Annotated in this window: 17 protein-coding genes; 9 read left to right on the forward strand and 8 right to left on the reverse strand. The window is 59.1% G+C overall.

From position 1 onward, the window contains the following. The first annotated feature begins 2 nt into the window (after nucleotides 1-2). Complete coding sequence (locus KP003_RS17225) at nucleotides 3-563, forward strand: hypothetical protein (RefSeq protein WP_217300010.1); 561 nt, start codon at nucleotides 3-5, stop codon at nucleotides 561-563. A 36-nt stretch (nucleotides 564-599) separates the two neighbouring features. On the opposite strand, the gene yjjJ is transcribed toward KP003_RS17225, so the two are convergent. The 3 genes from yjjJ to ftsH all read right to left on the reverse strand — a co-directional run bounded on the left by yjjJ (nucleotide 600) and on the right by ftsH (nucleotide 5,641). Then, nucleotides 600-1,958, reverse strand: coding sequence for a type II toxin-antitoxin system HipA family toxin YjjJ (gene yjjJ / locus KP003_RS17230; RefSeq protein ID WP_217300011.1), 1,359 nt, complete (start codon nucleotides 1,956-1,958; stop codon nucleotides 600-602). A gap of 138 nt (nucleotides 1,959-2,096) precedes the next feature. Then, on the reverse strand, nucleotides 2,097-3,338 hold the full coding sequence (locus KP003_RS17235; RefSeq protein WP_217300012.1) for a tyrosine-type recombinase/integrase: 1,242 nt from the start codon (nucleotides 3,336-3,338) through the stop codon (nucleotides 2,097-2,099). Between the two features lie 437 nt (nucleotides 3,339-3,775). Then, a complete protein-coding gene (gene ftsH, locus KP003_RS17240) occupies nucleotides 3,776-5,641 on the reverse strand; it encodes an ATP-dependent zinc metalloprotease FtsH (RefSeq protein WP_216789315.1) in 1,866 nt (621 codons plus the stop codon). Between the two features lie 177 nt (nucleotides 5,642-5,818). Here ftsH and KP003_RS17245 point away from each other — a divergent pair, with 177 nt between their 5' ends. The 4 genes from KP003_RS17245 (at nucleotide 5,819) to KP003_RS17260 (ending at nucleotide 8,292) form a co-directional block, all read left to right on the forward strand. Beyond that, on the forward strand, nucleotides 5,819-6,277 hold the full coding sequence (locus KP003_RS17245) for a hypothetical protein (protein WP_216497553.1): 459 nt from the start codon (nucleotides 5,819-5,821) through the stop codon (nucleotides 6,275-6,277). A gap of 20 nt (nucleotides 6,278-6,297) precedes the next feature. Continuing rightward, complete coding sequence (locus KP003_RS17250; protein ID WP_216497552.1) at nucleotides 6,298-6,543, forward strand: YMGG-like glycine zipper-containing protein; 246 nt, start codon at nucleotides 6,298-6,300, stop codon at nucleotides 6,541-6,543. 404 nt (nucleotides 6,544-6,947) lie between these two features. Then, nucleotides 6,948-7,325, forward strand: a complete 378-nt coding sequence (locus KP003_RS17255) for a hypothetical protein (RefSeq protein WP_216497551.1) — start codon at nucleotides 6,948-6,950, stop codon at nucleotides 7,323-7,325. Between the two features lie 829 nt (nucleotides 7,326-8,154). After that, the gene (locus KP003_RS17260; RefSeq protein ID WP_216497550.1) at nucleotides 8,155-8,292 is read left to right on the forward strand and encodes an entericidin A/B family lipoprotein; all 138 of its coding nucleotides are present in this window, start codon (nucleotides 8,155-8,157) and stop codon (nucleotides 8,290-8,292) included. Nucleotides 8,293-8,370: 78 nt separating this feature from the next. Here the strand turns inward: KP003_RS17260 and KP003_RS17265 are convergent, their stop codons facing one another. Then, the gene (locus tag KP003_RS17265; protein ID WP_217300013.1) at nucleotides 8,371-8,766 is read right to left on the reverse strand and encodes a hypothetical protein; all 396 of its coding nucleotides are present in this window, start codon (nucleotides 8,764-8,766) and stop codon (nucleotides 8,371-8,373) included. 669 nt (nucleotides 8,767-9,435) lie between these two features. Here KP003_RS17265 and pstS point away from each other — a divergent pair. The 4 genes from pstS to arsB all read left to right on the forward strand — a co-directional run bounded on the left by pstS (nucleotide 9,436) and on the right by arsB (nucleotide 12,800). Further along, nucleotides 9,436-10,488 (forward strand): phosphate ABC transporter substrate-binding protein PstS, encoded by a 1,053-nt coding sequence (pstS, locus tag KP003_RS17270; RefSeq protein WP_217300014.1) that lies wholly within the window; start codon nucleotides 9,436-9,438, stop codon nucleotides 10,486-10,488. 76 nt (nucleotides 10,489-10,564) lie between these two features. Next, nucleotides 10,565-11,251, forward strand: a complete 687-nt coding sequence (locus KP003_RS17275) for a response regulator transcription factor (protein ID WP_216497547.1) — start codon at nucleotides 10,565-10,567, stop codon at nucleotides 11,249-11,251. Nucleotides 11,252-11,340: 89 nt separating this feature from the next. Beyond that, a complete protein-coding gene (locus KP003_RS17280; RefSeq protein WP_216497546.1) occupies nucleotides 11,341-11,760 on the forward strand; it encodes an arsenate reductase ArsC in 420 nt (139 codons plus the stop codon). Continuing rightward, nucleotides 11,757-12,800 carry an ACR3 family arsenite efflux transporter gene (gene arsB, locus KP003_RS17285; RefSeq protein WP_216497545.1) on the forward strand — a complete coding sequence of 348 codons (1,044 nt, stop codon included), beginning with the start codon at nucleotides 11,757-11,759 and terminating at the stop codon, nucleotides 12,798-12,800. Before KP003_RS17280 ends, arsB begins: the two co-directional genes overlap by 4 nt. A gap of 166 nt (nucleotides 12,801-12,966) precedes the next feature. Here the strand turns inward: arsB and KP003_RS17290 are convergent, their stop codons facing one another. The 4 genes from KP003_RS17290 to KP003_RS17305 are packed head-to-tail and all read right to left on the reverse strand — an operon-like array spanning nucleotide 12,967 to nucleotide 14,580. Further along, nucleotides 12,967-13,149, reverse strand: a complete 183-nt coding sequence (locus tag KP003_RS17290) for a hypothetical protein (RefSeq protein ID WP_216497544.1) — start codon at nucleotides 13,147-13,149, stop codon at nucleotides 12,967-12,969. Nucleotides 13,150-13,208: 59 nt separating this feature from the next. Then, complete coding sequence (locus KP003_RS17295; RefSeq protein ID WP_216497543.1) at nucleotides 13,209-13,673, reverse strand: hypothetical protein; 465 nt, start codon at nucleotides 13,671-13,673, stop codon at nucleotides 13,209-13,211. 32 nt (nucleotides 13,674-13,705) lie between these two features. Further along, entirely contained in the window at nucleotides 13,706-14,320 is a 615-nt protein-coding gene (locus tag KP003_RS17300) for a porin family protein (RefSeq protein ID WP_216789321.1), read from the reverse strand. After that, entirely contained in the window at nucleotides 14,317-14,580 is a 264-nt protein-coding gene (locus KP003_RS17305) for a hypothetical protein (protein WP_216789324.1), read from the reverse strand. The genes KP003_RS17300 and KP003_RS17305 overlap by 4 nt, the downstream gene beginning before the upstream one ends. Between the last annotated feature and the right edge of the window lie 104 nt (nucleotides 14,581-14,684).

Genomic DNA, 14,684 nt, shown 5'->3' on the forward strand with positions numbered 1-14,684 from the left:
ACATGGACGGGAAATCCCCCAAGGACAAGTTGCTCGATGCCTGCGGCGTGCACGATACCCGGGTCCCCTCGCCGCCGCCCAAGGATCAGGAGAGCAGGAAATATTACCAGGCCCTGCTGGACCGGGCGGAAAACGCCTCGGCCTGGGCACAACAGGCGCAGGATCAGACCGAGCGGTCCTACCGGAGACTGAACGACTATCTCCTCAAGGACCTGCCACCTCAACTGGTGCGGGCATTCGGAGAAGTGGCGCAAAAGGAGATCGCCTGCACCTTGCGCCCTCTCCAGGACAGCCTCGGCAAGGAAGCGGCGCGGATCGATTCCTGCGCGGAAGAACTGGCCCGGATGTCCTTGAACTGGCGCCTCATGCTGGTTGCGGTCGCGGTGGGAATAGCCACGGTTTCCCTCGGCGCGGTTATGGTGCGCTGCACCCTTTTGGACAGCCATTTCGAGGAGGAAAAGCGCTACGAGATCTGGGGGCGCGACGTGGCGGCCAGGCTGGAAAAGTCTTCGCCCAAGGAGCGGGAACGGATCCTCAAGTGGGTCCGTGGGGGGCCGCTTTGACCCTTTTTCCTAGGTGGTTCACCCCCTCCCGGAAGACTAAACCACCAGACGCGGCCCCGAAGCCAGGGCCTTAAGCTTCTCAAGGTTCGACCGGCAGAAGCCTCGGAACTCTTCCGAAATGCGAGGCTCCTCAACCGTCCGCTCCCAGAAAAGGAGGGCCCGGGCGAGCGCCGAGGCGTAGGCCTCGGGAGCACCGGAAGCGAAGCCGGGAGGGGTAAAAGTGCGGGCAAGCAGCACGCCGTCAAGTGGGCGGTAGAGCATCGGGAGCATGTCATAGGCCGGCGCCAGCCGGAAGCCCCCCTTCTCCACCGGGAACAGGGAGACGTTGCCGAAGTGCTGGTCGGTGTTCGCGATCAGGTCCCCGAAGACAGAGAGCCAGCGGAGATTGGCCGCGTCCCCTGCGGGGAGTTGACCATCCCCTTCCATCCTCCGGGCTGCCAGGACCCAGCTGTCCTGATGACCGTAGAACTCGTTGTCCACGGCCCTTAAGGAAACCATCGGCAGACGCCCGAACCTCCCGGTCCGGTCGAAGCGCTCCACTTCCAGAAACACCCGGTTATCCGCCTGCAAAAGGTGGGTGCGCGCCGCGGGAATCCCCGTTTCCGAAACGACCTCCAGCGCAAGATGCTCGCAGACGAGGAGGTCGGCCCAGCGTCTCCCCTCGAGCGAGTCCAGCGGGGGGGAGAACTTCACCAGGACATGCCGATCCGCTCCGTCGCGCTCGACAACGGCGGTGAACTTCGGGTGCTCGCCCCCCGCCGATGAGCCTGGCGGCTGTCCTTCCATGGCGAGGCGGGCCATGCCCGGGTAGGCATCCGGGAGCTCGTCGGGGCGAAGCGGCGCCTGAGGTTCCCGGACCGAGCGGAAGTAGCGCTCCAGGGACTCCTCGCCGATGACCAGGTCCCCCATGCAGTCCTCGCCGCGGCGTGCCAGGGCGATAAGCACGTGGTCGTCCTGCCAGTCGTTGCCGCGGGGGGGCAGTGCCAGTTCCTCGTGCAGCCTCATAACGAAGGAGCGTCCCACGAACCCCTCGGGGCGCAGATCAGAGAGGAACCAGGGGAGGCTTTTGTATTGTTCGGGGGGGGCTCCCTCCGGCCGCCACAGGTACTGATCCCTGGCTATGGCGTCGAGGACGCCGAAACGGCGGGCGTTTCCCTCGGCGTCGATCCGGTAGATGGGGAACTCGCCCCCCAGGCCGCGCAGGTCGCGCCGCGTGGTGTAGCGCCGTGAGCGCGCCTGACCGATGGCGACGACGCGGCTCCCCAGGCTCGCGATGAGGCGGGAGACGGTGGGCTGGCTTAGCTCCAGTCGCTTCTGGATCTCCTCCGAGCTGAAGACGCCGGAGGAGAGATAGAGCAGAAGGCGGTCGGTATAGTCTGATCTGGTGCGGGACATGGGTTGCCTGGCTTGGTGAATAGATTTGTGAATAGATTTATCTCACAGATATGACACAAATACAACAGGTTAAGTTGTAAATGTTCGGCTGGATGAATATTAAGAAGGAATTGGTGGCGAGATCGCGCCTCTAGCGGGTCATTCCTGCACCAACCGGGGCTTACGCACGATGGATAGCACCTTCGAGGTGTCGCGACCGGTCGTGATGCTGATCAGCTTGCGCGCCCACGCCTCCAGCGCCGCCTGTTTCTCCCGGTCGTAAGAGTAGCGGTTGTAGACATGCCCCACCCCCTGCTTTTGCCTGGTGATGTGGTTCTGCAGCCGGTCGATCAGCTCCCCCGAGAACCCCATCTCGGCCCAGCAGGTAGCGGCGCTGCGCCTCAGGTCGTGCGGGACGAAGTAGGCTACCTTGAGCCTGTCCTCCACCCTGCTCTCCGGGGTGTGGGGGAGGCACCCCTTGATCGCGCTGGTAAGTGTCCTTACTTCGAGGGATTTCCCCGGATTGGCCGGCGATGGGAAAACGTACCCTTCGCCCTCTCCGATCAGCTCCTTTGCCAGCGGGGTCAGGAATACCCGGTGCGCCTGCTTGTTCTTGGAGCGCTCCGTCGGAATGGTCCACCAGTCGTCGTTGATCTCCCTGGTGTGCATGCCGATCACCTCTCCCGGACGCTGTCCCGTCACCAGGATCAATTTCAGGCAGCGGCAGACGTTGTCGGACATGCCGGAGGTTTCCAGGTTTTTCCACAAGGTCCGGATCTCCTCCCAGGACAGGGCTCTCTCCCTCGACGTCTCCCGCTCCGGCCGGTCCATGCCCATGAACGGGTTCGTCTCGATCACGTCCCGCTTCACCGCATAGCTGAACATCTTCCGGGTATACGCGAGCACCCGGTTCGCCATGACCGGCGCCCCACGGTCGGCGATTTCGTCGAGGATCACCACCAGGTCGCGCCGCCTGATGTCACTGATCTTGCGCCTGTCCCACTGGGGCAGCAGGTTGACTTTGAGGGCCCGCTCGATCTCCTTCCACCCCCGGTTATGGAGTTTCGCGTGGCGCTCGATGTACTCTTTGATGAATTCGGCGACGAAGGGGGTGCGCCTGCGGTCGATGGCGTTTTGCATCCGTTCGCCCAGGGGGTCCTTCCCTTCATCCAGCTTCTTCCTCGCGGCGGTCAACCGTTTTCGCGCCTCGGAAAGGGACACCGTCGGATAATCGCCCAGGCGCATAAAGCGGCGCTTGCCGTCGAAACGGTACAAGTAGAAGAAGACCTTGGCCCCGGTGGCAAAGACCCGGATGCCGAAACCCTCGCCTTCACCTTCCCGGACATCTTCCAGGCGTTTCTCGGTTTTCAGGTTGCGGACATAGACATCGGTGAATTTCATGGCCTCTCTCATGCCGATTCGGTTGGTGATCCGCTTAATCCGACTTAGTATGGTCTCTAGTATGGTCTTTATGCAAGCAAAATATGCTGCGAATACCCGTCGTTGCTAGGTTTAGTATGGTCTCTAGTATGGTCTCTATTGGCCTCGCTGGAGCTGAAACGAGTTGAACTGAGCTGAAACGGCAGGCGCCTAAAAAATAGGCTAAATATTTGCAATCATTATTGTTTATGAGATATGATGAACCGAATTGAAACACCCTGAAATGGCTGAAAAGTGGCTAATTTCTGACTCGAAATCAGGTGTACCGAAAGGTACCTAGGGTTCGAATCCCTATCTCTCCGCCATTAAAACAAGGGGTTACGGCTTTTAGCCGCAACCCCTTTGTTGTTTCCAAGGCGTACGCATCCTCCCGTCTTTTCCTGGGAATCAGCCCCATTCTAGCTGTTATTACTGCCCATCCGTTGCAAAATCTCGTCAACCCGTGCCCCATCCAGCGTTTCTTCTTCCTGTAAAGCCGCCGCCAGGGCGTCCAGTCCTGGCCTGTTCTCAGACAAAACCCTGTCGGCAAGCTCTTCGCTATGACGGATGATCGCGGTGATCTCCTGGTCTATCTTCCAGGCCATCGCCTCCGAGAAGCCCTTCTCTTCTGCGAGCTTTCGTCCCAAAAAGGGATGCTCTTCGCCGCGGGTAAAGGTCACGGGCCCGATTTTCTCGCTCATCCCCCACTGGCAAACCATTTTTTCCGCAAGATCGGTCACCATCTTAAGGTCATTCTGCGCACCTGTGGAAACTTCACCGAAGACGAGTCGTTCGGCGGCTCTCCCCCCCAGAATCACGCAAATGCGGTTTTCCAGATAGCTTCGCGGGTAATAATAGCGGTCATCCTCCGGAAGCTGCTGGGTGACCCCCAAGGCGACCCCGTGAGGTATTATGGTGACCTTGTGAATTGGATCGGTCCCCGGAAGGAGCTTGGCAAGCAGAGTATGCCCCGACTCGTGGTAGGCTGTGATCCGTTTCTCATTTTCGGTTATCACCATCTTCCGTTCACCACCCATCAGGAGCTTGTCCTTGGCCTGCTCGAGATGCGCCATGGTCACGGCGGATGCCTTCTCCCGCGAGGCCAGGATCGCCGCTTCGTTCACCAGGTTTTCCAAATCTGCACCGGTCATCCCCGGGGTCCCCTTGGCGATGGCTGAGAAGTCGACCCCCTCGGCTATCGTGACCTTGCGCGCATGTACCTTGAGGATTTTTTCCCGGTCACGCCAGTCGGGGCGCTCAATCACCACGTGCCGATCGAAGCGGCCGGGGCGCAGCAGCGCAGGATCAAGCACGTCCGGACGGTTGGTGGCCGCCAGCACGATCACTTCCTCGTGCCGGTCAAAACCGTCCATCTCCGAGAGGAGCTGGTTCAGTGTCTGCTCCCGCTCGTCGTGTCCGCCCCCAAGGCCCGTGCCGCGGCTGCGACCCACGGCATCGATCTCGTCGATGAAGATGATGCTCGGCGCACCTTTCTTGGCGTTCGCGAACAGGTCCCTGACCCGGCTCGCGCCGACCCCGACAAACATCTCGATGAACTGGGAGGCTGAAATGGTGAAGAAATTGACCCCCGCCTCGCCGGCCACCGCCCGCGCCAGCAGAGTCTTGCCGGTACCGGGTGGGCCTACCAGCAGGATCCCTTTGGGTACCTTTCCGCCAATCTGGCGGAACTGCTCCGGATTTTTCAGGTAATCAACAACCTCCTTCAACTCGATCTTATTGTTTTCCATGCCAGCGACGTCGTCAAACGTGACATCGACCTTTTCCCCGACGCCGTACATCCGTGCCCCTGACTTGGCGAAGCCGCCGAACATCCCTCCCGTCCCCATTTGCTTGCTGACATTGCGGGAAAAATACACCCAGACCCCGATGATGAGTATCCAGGGCAGCATGGAGACGAGAAACGTAACGAGCAGCGAAGACTCAGTGGAAACGGCACTGATCTCCACGTTGTGGGAGGCAAGTTCGCCAAGCAGCGCCGGATCAGCTACAGCAGGCATCGTCGTCGTGAAAGTGCCCACCTCCCGAGCGACCTCTTTACCTTGCACCATTTCCACGACTTTGATCTTGCGGAGGAATTCCCCGCGCACGCCGGTCCCCTTGAAGCTTACCGTCTTCAGGTTATTGCCGGCCAGCTCGGCACGGAAGCGGCTGTAGCTGATCTGGGCTGTCTGTCCGGCTTCGCGCAGCATGTAGCTGTAAAAGATGTTAAACAGCATGAAAATTGAAATTATGTAGACAACCGTGCGCCAGGATGGTTGCTTCATGGGGCTTTCCTTTGGATGGAGGTCATTTCCGTATTTGAAAGTATATACCGCAACATGCAATAAAACAGGGCTTTGTGAGAGGAATAGCCGATTACCCGAGTTTATTTCCGTGATTACCAAAGTGCAGCTTTGATATAATGAACCCTTGGAACGCATCAACGAGAGTGGAGGTGGGACATGAACTTAGCTAAGACATTACTTCGTTTTTGCTGTGTCCTATCGGTCGTCGCAAGTCTTTCCGGCATGAGACCCGCGCTTGCGGCTGACGACAACCCAACGGGCGACCTCACCAAGGAGTTGAAGGAGATGCCTGTGCTCACCGGAGAAACGTGGCAAGCCCTTCAGCCTGACGCAAAGATCACCTTCATCTGGGGGATCGGACACGTGGTGACCATCGAGGAAAATGTTATACAACGCCACCCCGAGCTGAAAAGGCAGGGATTCGTAGCAAAGCTGGCCGAAGGACTTCGCGGAGTCCCGATGGAAACCATCATTCAGGACATCGACAGCTACTATCGCAACAATCCCGACGATCGTGACATCCCGGTCATGCGGGTGATCTGGACGCAGATCGTCAAACCGAAGTTGAAATTAGGCATCGCCGACCGGCCCTTCGCCGGTCCAGGCGGACCGTAGGCCTGGCAAGGAGGCAGCGCATGAGAGCTTTAAGATATCTGGCAGTCGTGCTGCTGGCAGCGCTAAGCTTTGGATGTGTGGGGATGTCGCGCCAGCAACAAAGCACGCTTAGCGGAGGCGCGATAGGCGCCGGCGGCGGGGCCTTGATCGGTGGACTTTCCGGCGGGAGCCCTGCAGTAGGAGCGATACTTGGGGGCGCGGCCGGCGCGCTGACCGGCTACATCCTTGGCGACCCCGGCGCCGGGCGTCATTACCAGCGTCGCTGAGGCGGCTGATGCGGCTCAAGCCATGTTGCCGCATGCATACAACAAAATAAAATAGATCCGTACCAAGCCGGGCCCGGGCATTGCGCAGATGCATTGCTTGGGCCCGGCTTTTTTTTGCTGCGCCGCTCCACAGCCCCCCTCACGGTGCGTTCAAGTTTTGAGCGCCTGTTCAAAATTAGCAACTACCAATATTTAAAGGCGGTTGCCGTGCATTCCGGTGGAGAGGTGTGCGGACGAAGTACAGGAGAGGGTGAAATCAGTTTTCAAGTGGAGCGGGGTAGAAAAACAAAATATGAGTTAGAGCGCGCACATGATAGTTCACTTTGCAAACTTGAACGACTTGGCACACTGGCTGAAAAGCCTCCGGGTTGAAGGGCAACAACACCAACATACGGAGGTAAGTCATGGACGAGCTCAAGTTCAAATCAAGCGGCCCCGATGCGGCGTACCTGGCGAACATCAACATCTTCTTCGCGGTCCTGTTCACCCTGGACATCTTCAAGAACGGCTGGCGGGAAGACAAGCTCGGCTCGCAGAGCACTCTGCAGAAATGCGCCGACTGGTTCAAGGAAATGTTCGAGGGGGGGCGCACCGGAAACCGGGTGCACATAGCGGCCCGGAAGTCCGCACGGCAGGACCTTGACGGGCGCATCCACAAAATAATGCGGTACCTGTCGGTGTTGGCCGACGAAAGCGATATGAAGCCGCTGTTAAATTCTGGCGTCGTCATCTATAAGACCAGGAAGAAAGCCCGCAGGACCCCGAAGGCGGTTCCGTCCTAAGAGGCAATCGGTTTCAGCGGTCGTCTCTTCCCTCACAACCTTTTCATCGCCCTTCAAACCTCAAAGTACCCCGGCGGATCGCCTCTCCTCATGAGCTTTGGCCTCCACCGGGGTTTCCCTATTGGTGGCTCGCCCCTCAGCTAAACAGGCCCACGCGTCTTCACCCTCTTCGCCCCCCCCTAAACAACACCAGAGCTGCATTTACTAATGGAAGGGTCGCTAGAAAATAAAGCGGGCATGCTTTTTCTAATGTAGGGGTGTATTTAAACAAAAGAAGGTCTGCAAAAACCAAAAGCGAGGGCTCACTCATGCCATGCACGCCTTTTTTTAAATCGAAGCCCCCCTCTTCCGCTTATTCACCCCCCATTTTTCCGCAAGCACGTCTTCACCTGGTCAAGTCCCACCCTTTTCAGGCCTGAAAAACGGAGCTGTAATTAATGAGCTGGTGCATTTCAATTAACTACGACCATGTTTAAATTAAACACGACCTGCTTTTTCTTAACAACGGTCTCACTTTTCTTAACTACGACCTCGTTTTTTTAAATGCAGCCTGCCATAAGTCCGGAAGGCGTCTCCAAGGAGCTTGACTGCCACCGCCTCGCACTTGACTGCCGTCTTCATGGGCTTAACTGGCACCTCTTAAAGATAACCGCGACTACGGCAAGCTAAGGTCTTGGGACCGCAAGGAAAAATGCGGCGGCGAGTTACGCGCTCGCGACATCCCGCGCCCGCTCCTTTGCTAAATCCTCCCGCATCGGGTATCATGCAACATTAACGGAAACCAGCAAACGTCCGAGATCGCTGGGCAACCCAAAAAAGGAGAATGACCATGAAACGCAAAATTGCTGCTGTTGCTTTCCTTGCTCTGACCTGCATCGGGATCCTCGCTGGCTGCCACACCGTCAAGGGGGTTGGCGAAGACCTGCAAAGCGGAGGAAGGGAGATCGAGAAGTCCTCGGGTAAATAATCTTGTCGCCGTCCCCAAATCAAAAAGGCCAGTCTCTACGACCGGCCTTTTTGTGTTTCCGTACTCCCCTCCTCTCGATCACTTCTGCACTACGCGCACCATGCGCCCACGGATGGCGAAGGCGAGCCTGGCCAGGCGACGGTGCGGGTAGCTCGGGTCGATGATCGGGATACCTTCCCTGCAGGTCACCAACCCCTCCGCCTGGGCCCTCTCGAAGCAGTCGTGCGCCGCGTTTCTCAGGGTGTCGAAGAAGAAGATGATTGAAATCATGGCGTTGTAACAGGTGACTCCCAGTACCTCGTGGGACATCAGGCCGCTGAGGTAACCTCCCAGTGCCACCAGGGCGACGTAGGGCGCACTAACCAGCGCGGTATAAAAGATGAGAGTCGCCCGCGCCCGGATCGCTACCTTTGAGAGTCGCACCCCTTCCCAGGGATCTTCTTCATCGTAATCGTAGTAGTCACGTTCGCGCATGGCATCCTCCCACTGCTCTGAAAACGTCCCCGTCCGCTTCGGCCGGTTTACGAATTATCCCCAAAGGGAAATTCCCTGTCAATCGTCAGGCGCGCTGCTTGGGTTATCCACGCGGGCCGCATTGTCACAATTTAAAACGGCCGATCCTTGCCCACCGCCGACAGTTCGCCCCCCTCTTCTCCTGCGGCTCATGATTCCAACCTGTTACAGGTCACGCCCCCCATCCGGGCGACGGTTGTCCCGAGGCAGTCATGTTACATCGCGGAAACGAATCCACAGTGCCGGCCGCTTTATCAACATGCGAAACAGCACCGGCAGAACACCCATTCTTCGTTTTCATTTCACCTGATTGCAACACGACTGCAACATGAGCGCGCTACCCTGGGCACCAAAAAAGAGAGAAAGAAAAGGAGATCAATGATGGAGCTCATGGCGGTAGGAGACAGCTATATCTGGTACTGCGACTGGTGCGACACCAAGAACGTGACCCCTTGGGTGAGAGCCAGGGAGAATGAAGTGTGCTGTGCCGCGTGTCACAAAAGCTTTGCGACGTACGGGCATGAGAGACCGACGAGGAGGGGCACACCACAAAGGCAGGCCGGGCTCGGCTGCTAACCATGATACTGAACAGGGTCGATATGACGCGAAACATCAAGGAGACAGCACAACATGTTGAAAAGAATGCTTGAGGGCATCCTCGTCGTTGCCCTGACCTTCTCGGCGCTATCCGGTTCCGCCCAGGCGGAAACGACGCTCACCGGTGCCGGCGCAACCTTCCCGCACCCCCTCTACAGCAAGTGGTTCAGGGACTACCAGGCCGAAGACCCGGGCGTCAGTTTCAGCTACGAGGCACAGGGGAGCGGCGAGGGGATCAGAAAGATCCTCGCCCGCGAGGTCGACTTCGGCGCCTCGGACAAGTTTCTCTCGGACCAGGAACTGAAGGATGCACCTGGCCAGTTGCTGCACATCCCAACTGTCATGGGCGCCGTTGCCGTCACCTACTACATCCCCGGCGTCGCCACCGGGCTCAAGCTGACGCCGCACGCCCTCGCGGGGATCTACCTGGGCAGGATCACCAGGTGGAACGACCCTCTTATCGCCAGGGAGAACCGACAGCTCAGGCTGCCAGGCAAAGAGATCATCGTGGTGCATCGCTCCGACGCAAGCGGGACCACCAGCATATTCTCCGACTACCTGAGCTCGGTGGACCCATCCTGGGCGAGCACGGTCGGCAGGGGAACGTCCGTCGTCTGGCCGGCGGGAACAGGGGCGAAAGGGAGCAGCGCGTTGGTCAAGAAGATCAGGGAGGTCCCGTACAGTATCGGCTACGTGGAGATCGCCTACGCGCTGGAAAACGACCTGGACACAGCCGCCCTCAGGAACAGGGCCGGCAGGTTCGTCAAGCCGACCATGCTTTCCACCAGGGCGGCCGCCGTGCAGGGGATGAAGGGCGTCAAGGTGAAGGTTGGCGCCGAACCGGACTACCGCCTGTCGCTGGTGAACCAGCCCGGCAAGGACGCCTATCCCATCGTCGGGCTCACCTGGCTTTTGGTGTACCGCGACCAGAAGGACCCGGTCAAAGGGAGGAAACTGGTCGAATTCCTCACCTGGCAGTTGAAAAAGGCCGAGAAAATGACCTCCACGCTGCACTACACCCCGCTCCCCGACACCTGGTCCAGCCAGGTCGAGAAGACCATCAAGAGCATCAACGTGGCACAGTAGACCACAAGATCGAGTGCTGACGGAGCGCCCTGCCTGAAGGTGGGGCGCTGCGGCTGCTGTGAACAGAGGAAGTGCCATGCAGAAGATACTGATCATCGAGGATGAGCGGGACCTCGCGGACCTGCTTGCCTTCAACCTGGAAAGAGAGGGTTTCAAGACCCAGGTGAGCTACGACGGCGCCGAGGGTCTCGCAAGTGCCATCCACTGCCAACCCGACCTCGTCCTGCTGGATCTGATGATACCCGGCATGCCAGGGACGGAGGTCTGCAAAAACATCAAGAGGTCGGAAAGAACCTGCGAGACTCCCGTCATCATGCTTACCGCCAAGGGAGAGGAGATCGACAAGGTGGTCGGGTTCGAGGTGGGAGCGGACGACTACGTCGTCAAACCGTTCTCTACGCGGGAGCTTATGCTGCGCGTAAAGGCGGTGATCAGGCGCAGCCGCAGGGAAACGGAGCCACGGTCAACGCTGAAGCTCGGACCGCTCAGCATCGACGTCGAGCGTCACCAGGTGACGGTCAATGGCCGGGAGGTCGCCTTCACCGGAACCGAGTTCAAACTCCTGCAGACGCTGGCGCGGCGGATCGGCAGGGTGCAGAGCCGGGAGTCGCTGTTACGCGACGTATGGGGCTACCACTTCGTCGACGACAGCAGAACGGTGGACACCCACATAACGCGCCTGCGCACCAAGATGGGAGCAGCCGGAGATCTGATAAAGACGGTGCGCGGCTTTGGATACAAGCTGGAAATACACCAGGATTAAAGGACTCTGCATCTGGTGTTGACTATATTCCGGTTTGGCGCTAAAAAAATGGCTTCACAGATACCTCAAAACCTGTTGGAAAGGCAACCATGGCCAAAAAAAAGATCCTTTTCCTCTGCACCCACAACTCCTGCCGATCCCAGATGGCAGAGGGGCTGGCGAACCACTGCCTCGGCGGCGGGTTCGAGGCCTACTCGGCCGGTACCGAGGCGACCCGCGTCAACCCCTTGGCGGTCAAGGTGCTTGCCGAGATAGGGATCGACATCTCCGGACACCGGTCCAAGACCCTCGACGAGTTCGACGGCGAGAGCTTCGACTACGTGGTGACCTTGTGCGGAGACGCCAACGAAAAATGTCCCCTTTACATCGGCGGCACCGAGCGCAGCCACCGCGGCTTTGACGATCCCTCGCGCTGCGTCGGCACTGAAGAGGAAGTCCTGCCGGAGTTCCGCCGCGTGCGCGACGAGATCAAATCCTGGATTATTGAGCACTTCGGAGGCTGCAAGTGAGCGAACATCTTTCCCGCAGACTTTCCTTCCTGGACCGCTGGCTTACCCTTTGGATCTTCGCTGCCATGGCGGCGGGCGTGGCCGTCGGCTACCTGGTCCCGGGGGTGGAGTCCTTCATCAACCGCTTCCAGGTCGGCACCACCAACATCCCGATCGCCTGCGGCCTCATCCTGATGATGTACCCGCCGTTCGCCAAGGTCCGCTACGAGGAGATGCCCGAGGTGTTCAGGAACAAGAAGGTGCTCGGCCTCTCCCTGGTACAGAACTGGGTGATCGGTCCGGTACTGATGTTCGCGCTCGCCGTCATCTTCCTCCCGGACAAGCCGGAGTACCTGGTGGGTCTCATCATGATCGGCCTGGCGCGCTGCATCGCCATGGTGATCGTTTGGAACGAGCTCGCCAAGGGGAACACGGAGTACGCGGCCGGACTGGTGGCGTTCAACAGCATCTTCCAGGTCCTCTTTTACAGCGTCTATGCCTGGTTTTTCATTACCGTCCTGCCACCCTACTTCGGTCTTGCCGGCAGCGCCGTCGAGGTCAGCATCAAACAGATCGCGGAGAGCGTCTTCATCTACCTGGGCATCCCCTGCATCGCCGGCGCCATCACCAGGCTGATCGGCGTGAAGGCGCTGGGGGTGGAGCGCTACCACCGCGAAGTCGTCCCCCGCATCGGCCCTATCACCCTGGTCGCGCTCCTTTTCACCATCGTGGTCATGTTCAGCCTGAAAGGAAGCCTCATCGTGCAGCTCCCTCTCGACGTGGTCAGGATCGCCATCCCCCTGCTGATCTACTTCGTGGTGATGTTCCTGGTCTCGTTCTACCTCGGGAAGAAGCTCGGTGCCGACTACGCCCAGACCACTACGCTTGCCTTCACGGCCGCCAGCAACAACTTCGAACTGGCCATCGCCGTCGCCGTGGCGGTGTTCGGCCTCAATTCCGGTGCGGCATTCGCCGCGGTGATCGGACCGTTGGTGGAAGTGCCGGTGATGATCGCTCTGGTGAACGTGGCGTTTTGGTTTCGGCGTCGCATGGTGGCTTGATACCCCGTCCCACCTGCCGCTCCTCGATAATAAAGTTGAAAGCGGGTGCGCCGGAAATCGCCGACACACCCGCTTCGCTCACCCTTGCAAGTACTCTATTCTCTTCACCACGTGCGCTCGGCTGCAGGTGCCGGACAGATATTGATGGCGGAGAGCTCCTCCCCCGTTACGGGCCCACCTTCTTGAGAAGCTCGTCCATGTGGTCCCCTGCTTTTCCCAGTTCCCCGGCGATCTTCTCCACCGCCTTGTCGACCTCCCTACCGGCGCGTTGCGTGGGCCCCTCCTTTTTGCAGCCGCAAATGCTGGCGAAACTGCCAACCACCACTACAGTCACGATACCTTTTTTCATTGCGTCTCCTTAAACGGGCCGACAGCAGCGGGGCTGAACGCCGCCACTTCTGGGCCGAATCAAGACTTGTTGTGCCCCCTGCCGTGCCCGCCGCGGTGACCGTTGCCGGGACCGTCGCCGCGCCCCCCTCCGCGTTCGGCGCTGCCTCCGGTGAAGTGCAGGTCCCCGTTCTTCAAGGCATGGAATTCGGGCGACCCGGGCTTGATGCCGAGTTCCTTGGCGATGGCTCCCCATCCCTTCTTCCTGTTGGGCTGGTAGATGGCCAGTACGGACTCCGGCCGCCGGTGTGACATCTGGCCGAGCTGCAGGACCATGAAAGCGTCCGCCGGTTCGGGTACGGACCTGATCACCGCCTGGACCTGGGTCACCGGCACCCCGAACTGGGTGCTGAGTCCCAGCGAAAAGCCGGGCAGATCGGCCCGGGCCTGGACGTTCACGTTGGAGAGGAAAACCTCCAGTCCGCCGGCAAAGGCGGCAGTCGGGATGAAAACGCAGAACGCCAGCAGGAAAATGATGCGTCTCATAGTGGTACCTCCGAAATGCTCTCAGTTGTCCGTCAATTGAAGAAATAACGCACGCCGATCGTCCCGGAAAAGCTGGAGGGATCGAAGTCGCCGGTGTGGAGCCCCTGGTAGGTGATGTCGGTATCGGGGGCAAGGACGAATTTGGCCTCGGCGGTAAGGGCCAGATCCCTGGTGACGAAGTAATCGACACCGCCCTTGACGTGGGCTCCCAAGCAGGTGTCGACATCGAGTGAGGCCCCATCGTAGGGATCGTAGTCGGTGATCAGGATATCGAGGCCCGCTCCGAGGTAGGGGACGACCTTACGGTCAGGGACCCTGAAACGGTACTGTGCGCCGAGCGAGATGTCGGAAACTCCGAAATCGCCGGTATCGGAGTCGAAGCTCGAGTGGCTGAGATCCACTTCCGCCGCCCAGTTGCCGTCTATGCCGTAAATGAGCCCGCCGCCTCCGACCAAGCCTGTGTCCGTTTTGTTGTTCCCCCAGCCGAACTCCGCTTCGTTGTCGGCGGGCACCTGAAATCCTATCCTGCCGCTGACGCCGACTCTTCCCTTGATGGTTTCCGCCATGGCCACGCCCGATGCGAGGGAAAGGGTCCCCGCAAGGATGGCGAGCGTGCTGATCTGCTTGAGTGCTCTCGTAATTGTCATGCCAGTCTTCTCCTCCTTATCCTTTCAAAAAATATTGTGTCGACTTTAACCCTGAAATAGAAGTTGTGAGACGACATCGCGATGCAGTTGTCCAGCAGGAAGTTGTAGTACGAGTTTTCATTGTCCACGTCGATGGTGATGCGGTATTGCTGGATCATGCTGTCACTGGGGCTCAACTTATCCAACTTGCAGTCGATGTACTTGTCGCGCACGAGCTTCAGCTCTTCCTGGTCCAAAATCAGTATATCCGTCAGCATCATCCCGTTACCTCCTGCCATGTCGGCTGCCGCATCTGTCGATGGTGATCGGCACAGTCGCCGACGGTTAATCGGTAAGGCATCCTTATCTCTCCTGTCGCCCTTGC

It is taken from the genome of Geomonas diazotrophica, from assembly GCF_019063885.1.
In the GTDB taxonomy this organism is placed as follows: domain Bacteria; phylum Desulfobacterota; class Desulfuromonadia; order Geobacterales; family Geobacteraceae; genus Geomonas; species Geomonas diazotrophica.